We start from the raw sequence: 14,893 nt of genomic DNA, 5'->3' as shown, positions 1-14,893 counted from the left end.
GTTGGCGTTTTTTTTGGATCTGCATTTGCAATGCAATCAACGGTGGGAGGGGCGGTGGATTTGATCAGAACGCAAAGGTGCCATCGAACACCGGCTTGTCATCCAGCGCCAACACCCCACTGGCGAAGATCAAATCCAGGTGATGGCTGCCTTTCTGCCCGCCACCCAACCCAAGGTGCAAGCCGCAGTGGCGTTCTTCGAACCCGGCGTTGCGCGCATACAGATCCTTGACCCCTTCATTGGTACCGATCCCCAGTTCCTCCACGCGGCGGTTCGATGGGTTGGCGTTCAGGTACTTGTTGAAGTCGTCCGCCAGCCCGGGGATGTCACTGGCGACGCTGCAGATGGTCGAGTTTTCGATCCACAGCTCCAGCGGTGATTGCAGCACGCCATATTTGCGCGCGAAGGGGATGGTGCTGAGGAAGGTGCCGACAAACCGTACCTGACCATTGATGGCCTCGCTGTGGGTGGCGATCTCGCCGGGGGCCAGGTCATGGTTGCCGATGCCGTTGATATTGGTCCACTTCTTGATGCTGTTCAGCGGCGCTTGCAGGCGTGAGCCGTGCCGGTCGGTGAAGCTCAGCAGCGTGGCCTGGGACATGCGCCGGATCAGCGTGGCGTTGAGGTCGGCGATGCGTTGTGGCTCGACGCTGAAGGTGTCGTAGAAATAGTCGCCGTAGTCCTTGAACAGCAGGGATTTCTTCCAGTGCTCGGCCATTACGCCGTGCAAGGCGTGGATAAAGTCCGGGCCTTCGGCGCGGGGGTTGGGCAGGGTCGAGGCGTCGTAGAAAAACAGGTACAGGTCGCAGGTGTCGATGGCCTCGGCCAGGGTGGCGCTGGGGGCCAGGTCCAGGCGCTGCACCTGGAGGTTGAAGCGCGCGGCACTGCTGTGGGTGATCGCCTGGGCAATGGCCTCGTAGCGTTCGGTATGGCCCAACAGCACGGTCGGACAGCTCAAGCCGCTGAGGGCCGGGCGGTGGGCGAGGTAGTAGAGAAAGTGTTCGACGGCGCGGGCCTTGTCCATGACGAGTGTCCTTCTGTGCCTTGGGTAAGGGGGCAGGTGCAGCGCACTGCACCTGCCGGATGCCTGCCGGGGGTTAGAAAGGCCACATCGCCGTGCCAAAGGGCACGACGGCATCGGCTTGCATCATTTCAACGGCGGCCTCATGGGTCGGCGCTTCAAACCAATCGTCGAGTTGCAGTTCGGTTTCCAGGTCGTTTTCCAGTGCTTGCATGGTGTATCTCCTAGAGGACGTTGTTTGAGAACGGCTTGCCCGCGGGCTTCGCTGGGCAAGTGAAAGAACCTAGGTGAGAGTGTTTCGGAATGCAAAAAATTTATTGACACGGTCTCATTTGGATTTTTTGTTCTGTTTTTAGTGCGCGATTTTTTCCCCATGCAAAACAGCGCACTGCGGCTGGCGACTGCTCGGATATTTCCTACCGCCAATTATTTGTGAACTGACAGATACAGGCTGGGTGTAACGCAAGTTTTCCACGATGTAACGATTAATTTACGTGAAAGGCGCACGGTATCGGGCCGGCGCAGCGCTGTAAGGAATAGCTGACAGATTGTCGCGGTTGCTCGCCAGGGCCGTCCGCAAGCGGTCGAGCGGTGTACAATGCGCCGCGTTTTACTGTGACCCCCTTGCGTAACCACGCAAAAGGCCAAGACCTCAGGGTTTATCCACCCTGATCACTCCGCCTGGCCACGAGCCAGACGGGTTCGATTTCGTCACAGATAAAAACAAACAGGTGACGCATGACCGTTAGAACGACGCTGTATTCCTGGTGCCTGCGCTGGGGTTTGAGCGGCGCTGCTTGAGTCGCACATCAAGGCAGCAACCTGCATTCAACATTATCAAACCTTGCGTGAGAGCCTTTTCATGAGTGGACCCGATTCCTCTTCAGGCGAACTGAAACGTGGCCTGAAAAACCGTCATATCCAGTTGATCGCCCTCGGTGGTGCCATCGGCACCGGCCTGTTCCTGGGCTCGGCCGGGGTGCTCAAGTCTGCCGGCCCGTCGATGATCCTGGGCTATGCCCTCTGCGGCTTCATTGCCTTCATGATCATGCGCCAGCTTGGCGAAATGATCGTCGAAGAGCCGGTGGCCGGTTCCTTCAGTCACTTTGCCCACAAATACTGGGGCGGTTTCGCTGGCTTCTTGTCGGGCTGGAACTGCTGGATTCTGTACATCCTGGTGGGCATGTCGGAGCTGACGGCTGTCGGTAAATACGTGCATTACTGGTGGCCGGAGATCCCGACCTGGGTGTCGGCAGCGGCGTTTTTCGTGTTGATCAACCTGATCAACCTGGCCAACGTCAAAGTCTTCGGCGAGGCTGAGTTCTGGTTTGCCATCATCAAGGTGGTGGCCATCGTCGGCATGATCGCCCTGGGCAGCTACCTGCTGGTCAGCGGCAGCGGCGGCCCGCAAGCCTCGGTGAGCAACCTGTGGGCACACGGCGGCTTCTTCCCCCACGGCGTGGGCGGGTTGGTGATGGCCATGGCGCTCATCATGTTCTCCTTCGGCGGCCTGGAAATGCTTGGCTTTACGGCGGCCGAAGCCGACCAGCCACGCACCGTGATCCCCAAGGCGATCAACCAGGTGATCTACCGCATCCTGATTTTCTACATCGGCGCCCTGGTAGTGCTGTTGTCGCTGACACCGTGGGACAGCCTGTTGGTCTCCCTCAACGCATCCGGAGATGCCTACAGCGGTAGCCCGTTCGTGCAGGTGTTCTCGATGCTCGGCAGCAACACCGCCGCGCATATCCTCAACTTTGTGGTACTGACCGCCGCGCTGTCGGTGTACAACAGCGGCACCTACTGCAACAGCCGCATGCTGCTGGGCATGGCCGAGCAGGGCGACGCGCCGCGGGCGTTGGCGAAGATCGACAAGCGCGGCGTGCCGGTGCGTTCGATCCTCGCCTCGGCGGCGATCACCCTGGTGGCGGTGCTGATGAATTACCTGATCCCGCAACATGCGCTGGAGCTGTTGATGTCGCTGGTGGTGGCCACGCTGGTGATCAACTGGGCGATGATCAGCTTCTCCCACTTCAAGTTCCGCCAGCACATGAACCGCACCGGCCAGGTGCCGTTGTTCAAGGCGCTGTGGTATCCGTATGGCAACTACGTCTGTCTGGCGTTCGTGGCGTTTATCCTGGTGATCATGTTGATGATTCCGGGGATTCAGGTCTCGGTGTATGCGATCCCGGTGTGGGTGGCGTTCATGGGGCTGTGTTACTGGATCAAGAACAAGCGCAGTGCGGATCAGCGCCCGGCGACGGTAATGCCGGCGGTGGAATGACCGTTCGATGCTGTCGAGCAAACCCGGCCCTGTGCCGGGTTTGTTGTTTGAAGGGATGGGCGGGGCGCATTCGCGTATCCTTGGGCTCCCCTTAGAGGAACCCGTTGCTCATGCTGGTGATTTCCAACAACGTGCACCTGCCCGACGCCGAGATCGAGCTGACCGCCATTCGCGCCCAGGGCGCCGGCGGGCAGAACGTCAACAAGGTGTCGAGCGCGGTGCATCTGCGCTTTGATATTCCGGCCTCGTCGTTGCCGGAATTCTACAAGGAACGTTTGCTGGCGCTGCGCGACAGTCGGATTACCAGCGACGGTGTGCTGGTGCTCAAGGCCCAGCAATACCGCACCCAGGAACAGAACCGCGCCGATGCGCTGGAACGCTTGGTGGAGTTGATCCTCAGCGCCACCAAGGTGGAGAAGAAACGCCGCCCGACCAAACCGACCCTGGGTTCGAAGAAACGCCGCCTGGAGTCCAAGACCAAGCGCGGCAGCATCAAGGCCGGGCGCGGCAAAGTCGACTTCTAGGCGTCGCGCGCCTTGCGGGCCATGGGCGCTTGCCGGTACAGGTAGACACTCAGCAGCAACCCGCCCAAGGCGGCGAGGGCGGCGAACAGGAAAATCGACGCAAAGCCAAAGCCGGCCGCCACGGCCCCGGCCAGCGGGCCGGTGATCCCCAGCGACAAGTCGATAAACAGCGAGTACGCACCCACCGCTGAACCCCGGCTGGATGCAGGCACCAGATTGACCGCCTCAACCCCCAGCGCCGGAAACACCAGGGAAAAGCCAAAGCCGCTCAGCGCCGCGCCCGCCAGTGCCAACTGGGCATCCGGCGCCAGCCACAGCAGCAGCAGGCCAAGCACCTCCACCGACAGGCAGGCAATGGCCACGCGAAAGCCGCCGATGCGGTTGATCAAATTGCCAAACAACAGGCGCGCGCCGATAAAACTGGCGCCGAACAGGCTCAGTGCCCACACCGCGTTATCCCAATGCTGGGTGGTGTAGTACAGAGTGATGAAGGTGGCGATGGTGCCAAAACCGATGGAGCCCAGCGCCAGTGCGCAACCATGGGGCAATACCCGGCCCAGCACGTTCATGAAGGGCAGGCGCACCCCTGCAACAATCGGTGCCGGCTCTTTACGCCAAGCCAGCAGCAGGCCCACCGCCGACAGCAGCAGGATACTCACGCCCATGCTCCACAAACCGAGGTGACTGACCAGCAGCACCCCCAACGGCGCGCCGACTGCCAGGGCGCCGTAGCTGGCGATGCCGTTCCACGAAATGACCTTCGCCGTATTCGCCGCACCCACCCGGCCAATGCCCCAGCCGATGGCGCCCGAACCCACCAGGCTTTCAGCACTGCCCAGCACCAGGCGACCGATGAGCAGGCTGCCCAGGCTCAGCGCCGGCAGGCTGGAAAACCACGCCGCGAGCAACATGAACACCCCACTCAGGCCGCAGCCCGCCAGGCCGATCAGCACAGCGCGCTTGCTACCCAGATTATCGATGATGCGCCCGGCATACGGGCGGCTCAGCAGGGTGGCCAGGTATTGCACACTGATCACCAGCCCGGCGATCACCGCGCCAAAGCCCAGTTCACTGTGGACATAGCCCGGCAACACGGCCAGGGGAATGCCGATATTCAGGTAGCCGATAAAGGTGAACAGCACGATGGAAACAACTTGCAGCGTGACCGCCATGGGGCGCTGGGTATCTGGCATGGGAAGGGTCCATTGTCGCAGCAGGTAAAGATAGGCTGCTAATGATACCGATGCTTTGGCCCGCGCAGGGCAGTAAAAAGTCAAAGCGCCACTCTAAACGGCGTCAGGACCGGGCGGGCGCGAGCATTTGCGTGGTGACCAGGGCGGCCAAGGCGTTTTCCTGGGTGCCGAAGCGCTTGAGCAGGAGGGCTTGTTTGTCCGCGCTGAGACGGTTCCAAACGTCGACCATCTGCAGGGCAGTGTCGAGTACGGCGGTGTCGGGGCGATCGGGGTGCTTATCGGTCATGGCGGGTATCTCGGGAAATTCAGGCAGTGTGGAAAGCGCTCAAAGCTGCGCTTTCCACACGGTCTGGTACAGCGTCAGTCCTGGCTTTTGCGGTCGACTGGTTTTGCTTCTTTGGCCTCAGGCTGCTTGGCGCTGGCCTGCTGCGGTGTTGGCTGCTCAGTTGGGTGCAGGCTTGGGAAGGGGAGATTAGGTATCTCGTGCATCGTCGTCGCTCCTCGCAAAGTCTGTTTTTTTCAATCGCAGGTGATTCCGCGCTCTCAAAAAGCCTTGGCAGGGTACAGCACTGTAAATGACAAAAAGACTTTTATATCGACGAATGGACAAACCTTCAGCGTTCAAGCGCAAGTGACAAGACGTCACACCGCTAGAACGGCACCTTCCCCAGGATCATGTCGCGGTACATCACGAAATCCCCCAGCAGGCTGTAGAACGGATGTTGGAAGGTTGCCGGGCGGTTCTTTTCGAAGAAGAAGTGACCCACCCAGGCGAAGCCGTAGCCGGCGATGGGCACCGCGAGCAGCAGGCCGACGGCGCCTTTGCCCAGGGCATACGCCAAAAGCCCAATCACCAGCGTGGTGCCGATAAAGTGCAGGCGTCGGCAGGTGCTGTTGCCATGTTCCTTCAGGTAGTACGGGTAAAACTCGGCGAAGCTGTTGAATCGCTTGATGTTTTCCACGGTGGCGGGCCCTTTGATTGTTATGCCGTCGAACACTTGTTCGGCGGGGAGCTTATTTGAGTCTAGAGTGATCAGTGGTAACAGCCAGTGACATTAGATGCCACTTTAGTATCCTTGGTCGCAGTCGCGTAAATTGCGGCCTGTAGAGGTGATGTTGTCATAACCTTGGCATTAGCTCCGAAAAGAGCCTCTGCCTTGCTGCCTGCCCCGGTGTCCGCCGAAGGCATCCAGCGACCATAAATCCTTGCGATCATGGTCCAATCTTTGTGCCCCATCTGACTCGCCACCCACATCGGATGCTCTCCGGCAGAAAGCATCATTGACGCGTAGGTATGGCGAGTTTGGTACGGCCTGCGGTAGCGGACTCCTGACTTCTTCATCGCTGGAAGCCAGAGCAGCTTTCTAATGCGTCCAGACTCTTCCCATGGCTCGCCACTATGCGGGTTCAAAAATATCCTTCCCCCCGCCAAAAATGTCAGAGCCTTCTGCTGGGTCAGAGCATCCAGGGCAGGCTTCAGCAATTTTACCGTCCGACGGCCGCTCGCGGTTTTCGGTGTCTCCGGCGAATTCGCCGCTCGCGTTTTGGCGCGAACAATGCGAACCGATCCGCCAATCCAATCGACATCCCCCCACTCCAAAGCAATAAGCTCGCTCGGGCGAAGGCCTGTCCAGAACGAGAAGATCATCTGCGCGCGCTGATCACGTGGTGTCGCAGCCAGAAGAGCTTCCTGTTCTTCGACGGTGAACGGATCGACATCATCGTCCTCCTTGAGCTCTTCCCGGTTTTTGTAGTTCCACCCGACCATCGGGTTGATCTCCAAGATCTCGTCTTCTACCGCATCATCAAGAGACGACCGCAAGCAGCTCTGCAGGTTGGTCATCGTCTTGTTGCCAACCTTGTACTGCGAGAGCCGGTCCCTGACGTGCTTTCGGGAAAGCTCTCCCAATGAAAGGTGGCCGAACATCGGGATCAGCCGACCGGCGATCATCTCCCGGTAGTGCTCGGCTGTGCTGGATTTGAGCTGAGCCTTCTTCTTATCCAGCCACTCAAGCAAGTAAACCCCCAGATTCTGCCGATCCTCCGGCGTTTTGAAAGCCATGGCCTTCTTTGAGTTTGGGAATGTCTTGGCGTAATCAAATGTGCCGCCGAGGATGGCGTGTTCAATTGCGGCCTTATGCAGCTCGGCCTTTTTCAGGTTAGCGGTGGTGGGCTTGAGTTGGACCCTCTCGCGGCACCGGACGCCCTGGTATTGGAATGTGATCTCGATACTACTTGCAGACGCGGCGCGGACGCCTCCCCCATCTCTACCCATGAGTAATACCCCTCAACATCTATAAGTACCCGACCGTCCGGCGCTTTCTTCCAGACGGCGTGCTTCGGCCAAATGCCGTCGCGGATTTTGGTTCGGATGGCATCTGGTGTATAGCCAGACTCTCGCGAGAACTGCTCGACGGTCTTGTATCTGACTGGCCCGCTCATAGCTCGCTCCCACAGCCCATTCCGGGCCGTGCTGAATTGATGGTCATTTAGTGTCCTTGCCGCGCTGGGCGGCAGAAGGTGGGTTAGGGTTTGGCGGGGAACCACTCTGTGTCGTATTCGTGCTGGGTAACGCGTTCTATCTCGATGCTCGGCAGTTGCCGGCGGAAGGTCTCAGTGCCGAACGGCTTCTTCACGTAGTCGGCGGCCTCTTCCATGAATGTTTCCTTGAAGATGCGCAGAAGGTGATCGGCTGCTTTCTCGTACTGGTCCTCGCGATAGTTGGCAATGCACGTGCTTCTGCAGCAAACCCGCCAGATCGTGCGCTTTGGCTGTGCCTCAGCCGCCTTGATCTTTTCGTCCATTGCGGTACGGGCATAGCGCATCTGGTCAAGGGTCAGCGTGGCGACCCAATCATCCGTGCTGATTCTCTGGATGTGGCCCTGGTGACACTTAATTTCAGACATAGGAAGTACCTCGCCCGCCGCTCACCGGCAGACATGTAGGAGGATTGGGGTTAGGCTTGTTTGGTACGAAGGAAGCGTCGGCACTGGCATTGCATATCGTCGCAATGGAGCTCACCAACCCAATCAGGGAATTTATCGCCCTCGAAACGCTCAGCGCGAGAGTGGTTGAGCCCGCTGCGCTTCACGTCTTTTACAAAGCGCTGCAGGTCTTTCGCGTTTCCATCGCGGTCAGGTTCATCCCACCGACTCATCACTAGGAGGCCGCAATTCGTCTTGCCATGGTCCATGAAGCCCATGCTCTTCGGTGCATCGCTCATGGCCTCGGCCCCTTGTAGATGAACACGTAGGCGAACCAGAGGGTGGCGATCATTGCGTCACCTTGATATCGACGTCATCGTGAATCCACTCGATATCGAGCAGGTCATCGTCGTCAATCTGCGATTCCCGATGGTCATTGCTTGTCAGCAGCTCCTGCACTTCATCTTCATCGACGTTCTCAATGACCTTTCGGAAGTTCACGACTGCTTTGCCGGTGAGCACGACTGTTCTTTTCATGGGCGAGTTCGTCCTTGCCGCTATAGCGGCTGACTTTGAAGGGGGAGGGGTTACAGGTTTTGCGCTGGAGTACGGATGTGCTCCTATCGGGAATTGGCAGACTCAGCCTTCACGGCCAGGCCCGATACGGCCTTGCTGTAGATGAACTTGATCTGATCCCACGGGATGGTGTGTTTCTGCCCGTACTCGCCTTCGCCGTCGCAGATTGAGCAGCCTTCGGTTGGCTCTTCAAGCTCGCAGCATTCATGGCATTCTTTGGTGACCAGCAGCTTGAACTCGCCGAGCAGCAAGGCTTTGGCGCCATTCTCAGCGGTAAGTTGGCGGGGCATGATGCAGTAGCCATCGGGCACCACCGCTACCGGCGCGGGCTGCTCTGCGTAGAGCTTCACCTGCTCACCATGCTTGAGCGTGACAGTGCTGGCGTAGATCGCATGGGTTATGCCAACCGAAGTCATCACGCCTTCAATGATTGCGTCCGGTTGGCGCTCCACCGGCTCGCGCTGGGGTTTACCGTCTACGCTGTAAGACTCAACCAGTTCCCCGCGCAAGCTGACGATAAGGTTCTGCTGCTGCTCAATGATCCCTTTCTGTTCGTTTGCCACACCCTTCCAGTTGACGCCATCGCCCTGGGGCTGTGCGGCTGCATTCTCACCTTTCACGCGCTCGATGTAGGCGGGCAGCAGTGTCGGCGGGAACGTATCTTCCCATGGCTTTACGTTGCGTTTGGCCGAGTCCTGGAGTTGAGCAACATGACCGACCAGTTCGCGGACAAGTCCGGCCCAGTCCTCCACGTCGTAGAACTTGCAGAGCGCTGGGTCGGGCTCTGGGTTGGCGCCGCGCTCGGCGACAGCGCGGTCGAGTTCAGCTTGTGGCGGCACCGGGGCGGCGGCAAGCATGGCGGCCCAGCACAGCTTCGCACGGAACGCCGCTTGCTGGCAGCCGCTCATCCCTTGGTACTGCTCCCAGACGTCTTCATCGGAAAAGCACTCGTCCGGCTCCGATTCAAAGCCGTTTATCACCATGGTTTCGGTCGGTTCAACCGGCACAAGCCTCCATTGATTGAGATCGTGACCGGTGGCCAGGCTCAGCAGTTTGTTTTCTGTAGGCATGGGGAGTCCTTGCCGGGCCATGCCCGGGCGGTGGAGTGGTGGAGTTACTTCTTCTGGTAGGTCTGGGTCAGCGCCGCGTTGACGCTGTTGCCGCGCTTCAGCACGACTCGGGCGAGTGCGGCCCGGTCTTTGTGGCTATGGCTTGCCTGGCTGAGCAGGCCGAAGTAGCTGTTGGCCGTCTCGCGCAGATCCTCGGCCGGCACCGCGGCGGTACGCTTCAGCGCCTGGGCAAGCGACCGCTTACGAGTCGAGCGCCGCCAAGGTTTGATCACATGCCCAACGAAGTCGACGCCGCGGTCCACGGGCTGCAGGATTGTCTTGGTGGGATTCAGCCTGGCGCCGAGCCTGGGCAGGAACTCTTCGACCTCGGCCAACCACTGATTGAGCTGCTGTGGCGACTCGTGCAGGAATACGAAGTCATCCACGTAGCGGATGTAGTGCCTGGCGCGCAGCGTGTGCTTGGCGAACTGGTCCAGGCTGTCGAGGTAGACGTTGGCGAAGAACTGCGACGACAGGTTGCCGATCGGCAGACCGAGGTGGGCAGGCTGTGCCACCAGGCGCTTGTGCTGTGGCACCCGGTTGAACAGGTGCGCGGGGCTGCGGGTCTCGTAATCCTCGCGCGGGTCGTGCATGAGGATCTGCGTGGCCAGGGCCAGCCACCAGGGTTCGGTGATCCTGGCAGCCAGTTGCTTGCGCAGCACCGCCTTGTCGATGGCGACGAAGAAGTTGGCCAGGTCGCACTTGAGGTAGAAGATCGGCTTTGACCAGTTCTGCGAGGCGCTGCGGATCTTCGACTCAAGGCGCTTGGCCGCGTACAGCGTGCCGCGCCCTGGAATGCATGCGCAACTGTCCACTATGAAGCTGGCGTAGAAGCGCGGTGCCACATGGTTGTACAGCAGGTGGTGGACGACGCGGTCCCGAAAGGCCGCTGCCCATACCTCGCGGGCTTTCGGTCGGGTGACCACGAAACAGATGGATCGGCCTGGCCGGTAAGTTCCGGCAATCAGGTCGTCGTGTAACTCCAGCAAGTTGATCTCCATGTCCTTCTCGAACAGCCGGGCGCTCGCGGAATTCCGCTTGTTGCGTCGGCAGTCGTAGTAAGCCTGGACGAGATCCTCGAACTGGAAGGGAGCAACACTTAAATCTGCGGACAGGGCGCGCGAGCCGCTCGTTGTTCTTGTCGTTGTTGTTGAGCCAGCCATCTTCAAAGTCCATGTTGTAGGCGTTGTTGGCGGAGCGCTGCGACCTGTCGAGCTATCTACATCGCCAAACCGAAGGCAGTGCCGATCAGTTTGGAAACTGCGCGAGACCTACGCGGACGCTTTAGACCGGCGGTATCTGTTGTGCGCATGGCGGTGACCCGGAGGTCAGCGGCTCGACCAGATTTGGCGCACAGGCAAGAGGGCCTTGACCCTCAAGCAGCGGGCGCGGTTGCGGACTTCTTCCAGGCGTTTGCCTGGCGGCCAACTGAGGCCGTCATCATCATTGCCTTGGCATGCTGCCCTTTGCTGATCAACCCTCGATTGGTGAGGGCGCGCAGCAGGTAGTTGAGCATCCAGATGCTTTCGAGCAGGAGGTTGATCTGGGGCAGTTTGTCCCGGGTCATGTTGGCCCGGCCGATCAGCACCAACACCTGCAGGCACTCGTCCCGGATTTTTGCCCCGACAACCTGTTTCAGGTCGCGCGGGATATTGCGCACCAGGTCAAGCGAAAGCCCGAGCAACTCCTCGGCCACCTTGTGGATTTCCAAATCCGTATGCAGCGCCATCCCTGGACTCCTGAAAAGCGAGGGCGCTGCCGCGCCCATGAATGAAGAATTGAATGATTAAATAAACTTTCTGCGGACAGGGCGCGCGAGCCGCTCGTCGAGCTTGTCGTCGTAGAAGAGCCAGCCATCTACAAAGACCATGAGGTAGGCGTTGTTGGCGGAGCGCTGCGTGCTGGTCCAGTGGTGCGCCTGGGTGAACACGTCCGGCACGGTGATTTCGAGGAAGGAAGCCTCACGGCGAGCCATCAGGTAGAAGTCCTTGTGCCCGTCACGCTCGAAGGCTGCACAGAATTGGGCCGCGGGGTGGTCGTGCTCCCGGTTGCTGCTGGCGAGGTAAGCGGTGTTCGCCTGGCCGTCCCATGGGGATTTGGCGCCATCAAGTTCATCGCCGTAGCCACCCCACTCATGGCTCGCCTCTGCATCGCTGCCGATCGGCACAATCAGGTAGTAGGGCTTTCCTCCGCCAGGGAACAAACCGCCGTTCACGCCGCCCTCACCGGGCCAGTATTCGCCGATGGCGGGGATGCCGCTTGCCGAAATGGCCGGCGCGGCGGCGATGGCCAGAGTTGCCAGCTTCAGCACCACCGCCGGATCTGGGCTACTGATGATCAAGTCTTTTCGGGTGTAGGTGGTCAGTTCATTTTCTTGCATGGGATGCTCCTGTGAGCGAGATAGGGGTGCAGGCCGTCGGCGCTTCCCGACATGCTTCTGGTCTGAGCGCCGTCCTGGCGCTCCCGGGAATCACCTGCGAAAAATCAATGAAGGAATGAATTACTGAATAGGGATGCTGCGGACAGGGCGCGCGAGCCGCTCGAAGCCCTTGTCGAGGCCGTTGAGCCAGCCATCTTCAAAGTCCAAGCTGTAGGCGTAGTTGGCGGAGCGCTGCGTGCTCAGGTGGTGGTAGCGGTCATCGCGAAGCTCTACCAGGCCATCTGCCTTGGCAGCCATCAGCAGCTGGCCCTCGAGGCAGGACGGAATAAAGCCGCCCAGTTCCAGCGCTTTTACGGCGATCTCGCTGCCGGCCTCGGCCATGGCGCGGGTGTTCGCTTCGCCGTCGCTGTAGCTGCCGGCACCTTTGATCTCGACGCCATACTCGCCCCAGACACCGTTGAGCTCGTCAGGCAGAAGGATCAGGGCGCGCTCCACGCCGCCGAGCCAGTAGCGGGTTACGAACACACCGCCGGCCAGAGGTTGGCCGCGCTCAGGGAGTTCGGAAGCGGCGATTGTTTGCTGTGCTTGCTTGGTCATGGGTTTACTCCTGGGTAAGCGCCGCCCTCCGGTGTCCGGTGGTGGCAATTTGGTTTGGGTTGGGGTATTACGGGTGACCGGCATGGAGCCGGATCAAGCGGTGAGGCGTTCGCCAATCACCGTGGTGGTGAACTGAATTGTGTACTCGGTGACAAGTTCGAACTCGCCGCCGCAGGTGTCGCAGGTCATGTTCTTGTCGCCGTAATCTTCAGCCTCGATGTGGATGACCGTGGCGCAATGCGGGCATTTGCATTCGTCTTGGCTGCGATAATCCCACTCGTCATAGTCGGTCTCGGCGACCTTGGCCAGCGCGGCGGCTTTCGCAGCGGCGTCTTCTGCGTCCTGGCAAGGTTTGCAGGTGAAGCCGTCAGGATGGCCCCACGGTGTTTCCGTGAGCTTCGAGCGGTGAGTGCTGCACAGGCGGCAAACGTTGTGCTTATCGCACACCACGTAGCTGTACTTCTCACCGGTTCCATTGCACTTAGCACAACCAGAAACCCAGTACCAGGCGCCATCGATTCGCTCGGCGTACAGTCCGTTTTCCGGGGGCCGCAGGCTGACTTCAGGCAGGTCAGTAGTGGTACGGTGAAATCTGTGATGATCCGCCCCGTTCCACACGTTGAGGCTGCCGTTACGTTGGCGCTGGGTCCACTCACCCGGGATCTCCGTGATCAGGATCTTTGTGTTCTTGTCCATGGATTGTCTCCAGTCAGGCGCCGCCCTCCGGTTACCGGATGCAGCGAGTAGGGTGGGTTATGCGGGTTCGATGATCTCGTCGCCCGGGTCTTTCTGGATGGCGAGCAGGCTTTTGTTTCTGAATTCCCGCGCCACGTTTTCGGATATCTGGATTTCGTGGCGCGGCGGATCAAGCAGGAATGTGGCTTTAGAGCCAAGCGCATGTAGGTGATAAATCATCAGCGTCATCGCCTCGCCCTGCTCAGTAATGCCTGACCACTCCATCAGGTCGGCCAGGGCCTGACGGGTGCCGGGGCGAACCCTGAGCCTCAATTCCTCTTCGGCATTCGCCACGCGCTTCCTGGCAGTTTTGGCCGAGCGCTCCTGCGGTGATTTCGCCATGGCCTACCTCTTCTATTCCGCTGGCAGGCAGTGCGAGCCAGGTTTGACGTTTGCGTTGCTGGGGGCGCTTCTTCATCTGAATGCAGGCTTCAGCTTTGGGTAGTCGATGCCGTAGTCCTTGATAAGCCGATAGAGCAGGGTGGAGCTGATCTTCAACGTAACGCAGCACTGCTGCCGGCTGATGCCGGAGTCGATGCACTCCTTGATACGCACCACCAGGAAAGCATCCCTGATTGAATCAACCTTGTTAGGCGGGCTTGGCATTTGCGGCCGGATAGGAAACGTGATCCCGTATCGGCCAGCGATACCCTTAAGAACACCAAGTGTGATCCCTTCCTTCTCGCAGATGTCGCGGCGACTCATGGTCGGGGCCATTTCGCGGATTCTCGCCACCTGCAGCTCGGTCTCGGTCTTGACCGAGGGGCGATGGAAGGTTGGCGGCTGTTTGAGGCCGGCGAGTACTTCCGGCTTTGGCTTCGACTGACCTGAGGTGTCGATCTTTCCGCCGGCCGCCAGGAACTGCTCAACCTGGGCTGCCAGTTCATTCGACGCCGGCCGAAGGCGCTCTACTTCGTTCTGTAGGATGCTGATCATGCTGCGATCCCCAATACTTGGTTCATGCGGTCGTCGAGGATTTCATAGAAGGTCTTAACCCGCTCGGACAGCTTGCGGATCATCGTTTCGTCGCGGTAAGCGCGCTTGATGAACAGGGGCATGCCGGGCCAGTAGCAAACAAAGTCAATCCACTCACGCTCCGAGATCCACAAGCCACCCTGGCACTGGGCGATATGCTCCTTTGGAATTTCTCCGGACAGAATCACCTCGACCTGGAATTTCGGGAGCTTGGTTTTGATTTCCGTCAGGCCATTGGCCCCCACCAGCGAGTCAGGCGAGTAACCGGCGCCGTGGTTGAGGATGATCGCAACCTGCTTGGTCTCGACCTCTTCGCGCTGCTCGTACAGCTTGCGGGCAACACCTTCCAGCTCATGGCCGCGCTCGGTGTGGCGGTTGCCCTGGAAAGGGTCGGCAGCCTCGCCAGTGATGCGCTCGCCGATCAGCGTGTTCATGTAGGTGAATGCGCCCACGCCGAAACCAGCCTCGCCCTTGCCGTTGGTAAGCAGGCACTCCAACTCGGAGCAAGTGACGATACCCAGGCGCAGGGCTAGCCACTCTGGCGAACCCTGCTCAACTTCAGTGATGATTTGCAT

The 14,893-nt window shown here is 59.7% G+C and carries 20 protein-coding genes; 2 read left to right on the top strand and 18 right to left on the bottom strand.

Annotated features, from left to right (window positions below):
• Nucleotides 1-64: 64 nt before the first annotated feature.
• Both ACS5Q8_RS22905 and ACS5Q8_RS22900 read right to left on the bottom strand, forming a co-directional pair.
• Complete coding sequence (locus ACS5Q8_RS22905; protein WP_465159469.1) at nucleotides 65-1,024, bottom strand: CgnE/CgnB domain-containing protein; 960 nt, start codon at nucleotides 1,022-1,024, stop codon at nucleotides 65-67.
• Nucleotides 1,025-1,097: 73 nt separating this feature from the next.
• Nucleotides 1,098-1,235 carry a hypothetical protein gene (locus ACS5Q8_RS22900; protein WP_003175756.1) on the bottom strand — a complete coding sequence of 46 codons (138 nt, stop codon included), beginning with the start codon at nucleotides 1,233-1,235 and terminating at the stop codon, nucleotides 1,098-1,100.
• Between the two features lie 648 nt (nucleotides 1,236-1,883).
• Between ACS5Q8_RS22900 and ACS5Q8_RS22895 the strand changes: the two genes are divergently transcribed.
• Nucleotides 1,884-3,305, top strand: coding sequence for an amino acid permease (locus tag ACS5Q8_RS22895; RefSeq protein ID WP_276194594.1), 1,422 nt, complete (start codon nucleotides 1,884-1,886; stop codon nucleotides 3,303-3,305).
• 110 nt (nucleotides 3,306-3,415) lie between these two features.
• Nucleotides 3,416-3,829: an alternative ribosome rescue aminoacyl-tRNA hydrolase ArfB gene (gene arfB / locus ACS5Q8_RS22890; protein WP_017847165.1), complete on the top strand. Its 414-nt coding sequence runs from the start codon at nucleotides 3,416-3,418 to the stop codon at nucleotides 3,827-3,829.
• On the opposite strand, the gene ACS5Q8_RS22885 is transcribed toward arfB, so the two are convergent.
• The 16 genes from ACS5Q8_RS22885 to ACS5Q8_RS22810 all read right to left on the bottom strand — a co-directional run bounded on the left by ACS5Q8_RS22885 (nucleotide 3,826) and on the right by ACS5Q8_RS22810 (nucleotide 14,893).
• Complete coding sequence (locus ACS5Q8_RS22885; protein ID WP_276194590.1) at nucleotides 3,826-5,022, bottom strand: MFS transporter; 1,197 nt, start codon at nucleotides 5,020-5,022, stop codon at nucleotides 3,826-3,828. The two genes, arfB and ACS5Q8_RS22885, sit on opposite strands and share 4 nt — an antisense overlap.
• 103 nt (nucleotides 5,023-5,125) lie before the next feature.
• Complete coding sequence (locus ACS5Q8_RS22880) at nucleotides 5,126-5,308, bottom strand: hypothetical protein (protein ID WP_276194589.1); 183 nt, start codon at nucleotides 5,306-5,308, stop codon at nucleotides 5,126-5,128.
• A gap of 364 nt (nucleotides 5,309-5,672) precedes the next feature.
• A complete protein-coding gene (locus ACS5Q8_RS22875) occupies nucleotides 5,673-5,984 on the bottom strand; it encodes an Mpo1-like protein (protein WP_276194587.1) in 312 nt (103 codons plus the stop codon).
• A 71-nt stretch (nucleotides 5,985-6,055) separates the two neighbouring features.
• Complete coding sequence (locus ACS5Q8_RS22870; RefSeq protein WP_465159468.1) at nucleotides 6,056-7,297, bottom strand: Arm DNA-binding domain-containing protein; 1,242 nt, start codon at nucleotides 7,295-7,297, stop codon at nucleotides 6,056-6,058.
• A 250-nt stretch (nucleotides 7,298-7,547) separates the two neighbouring features.
• Nucleotides 7,548-7,928, bottom strand: coding sequence for a hypothetical protein (locus ACS5Q8_RS22865; RefSeq protein WP_465159467.1), 381 nt, complete (start codon nucleotides 7,926-7,928; stop codon nucleotides 7,548-7,550).
• A gap of 50 nt (nucleotides 7,929-7,978) precedes the next feature.
• Nucleotides 7,979-8,245, bottom strand: coding sequence for a hypothetical protein (locus ACS5Q8_RS22860; protein ID WP_465159466.1), 267 nt, complete (start codon nucleotides 8,243-8,245; stop codon nucleotides 7,979-7,981).
• A 49-nt stretch (nucleotides 8,246-8,294) separates the two neighbouring features.
• Nucleotides 8,295-8,483 (bottom strand): hypothetical protein, encoded by a 189-nt coding sequence (locus ACS5Q8_RS22855; RefSeq protein WP_126589383.1) that lies wholly within the window; start codon nucleotides 8,481-8,483, stop codon nucleotides 8,295-8,297.
• An 83-nt stretch (nucleotides 8,484-8,566) separates the two neighbouring features.
• The gene (locus tag ACS5Q8_RS22850; protein ID WP_465159465.1) at nucleotides 8,567-9,592 is read right to left on the bottom strand and encodes a hypothetical protein; all 1,026 of its coding nucleotides are present in this window, start codon (nucleotides 9,590-9,592) and stop codon (nucleotides 8,567-8,569) included.
• A gap of 44 nt (nucleotides 9,593-9,636) precedes the next feature.
• Nucleotides 9,637-10,794, bottom strand: a complete 1,158-nt coding sequence (locus ACS5Q8_RS22845; protein ID WP_465159464.1) for an RNA-directed DNA polymerase — start codon at nucleotides 10,792-10,794, stop codon at nucleotides 9,637-9,639.
• A 212-nt stretch (nucleotides 10,795-11,006) separates the two neighbouring features.
• Nucleotides 11,007-11,360, bottom strand: a complete 354-nt coding sequence (locus tag ACS5Q8_RS22840; protein ID WP_014717870.1) for a four helix bundle protein — start codon at nucleotides 11,358-11,360, stop codon at nucleotides 11,007-11,009.
• Nucleotides 11,361-11,417: 57 nt separating this feature from the next.
• Nucleotides 11,418-12,011 (bottom strand): DUF1566 domain-containing protein, encoded by a 594-nt coding sequence (locus tag ACS5Q8_RS22835; RefSeq protein ID WP_465159463.1) that lies wholly within the window; start codon nucleotides 12,009-12,011, stop codon nucleotides 11,418-11,420.
• A 120-nt stretch (nucleotides 12,012-12,131) separates the two neighbouring features.
• On the bottom strand, nucleotides 12,132-12,608 hold the full coding sequence (locus tag ACS5Q8_RS22830) for a hypothetical protein (protein ID WP_465159462.1): 477 nt from the start codon (nucleotides 12,606-12,608) through the stop codon (nucleotides 12,132-12,134).
• Between the two features lie 93 nt (nucleotides 12,609-12,701).
• On the bottom strand, nucleotides 12,702-13,304 hold the full coding sequence (locus ACS5Q8_RS22825) for a hypothetical protein (RefSeq protein WP_465159461.1): 603 nt from the start codon (nucleotides 13,302-13,304) through the stop codon (nucleotides 12,702-12,704).
• Nucleotides 13,305-13,361: 57 nt separating this feature from the next.
• Nucleotides 13,362-13,685: a hypothetical protein gene (locus ACS5Q8_RS22820; protein WP_443700875.1), complete on the bottom strand. Its 324-nt coding sequence runs from the start codon at nucleotides 13,683-13,685 to the stop codon at nucleotides 13,362-13,364.
• Nucleotides 13,686-13,757: 72 nt separating this feature from the next.
• A complete protein-coding gene (locus ACS5Q8_RS22815; protein WP_443700876.1) occupies nucleotides 13,758-14,279 on the bottom strand; it encodes a hypothetical protein in 522 nt (173 codons plus the stop codon).
• Nucleotides 14,276-14,893, bottom strand: coding sequence for a lambda exonuclease family protein (locus ACS5Q8_RS22810; RefSeq protein ID WP_443700877.1), 618 nt, complete (start codon nucleotides 14,891-14,893; stop codon nucleotides 14,276-14,278). The genes ACS5Q8_RS22815 and ACS5Q8_RS22810 overlap by 4 nt, the downstream gene beginning before the upstream one ends.

The organism is Pseudomonas sp. PAMC25584, assembly GCF_058135675.1.
The sequence above is the reverse complement of the archived record's forward strand: the minus strand, read 5'-3'. Positions and strand labels throughout refer to the sequence as shown.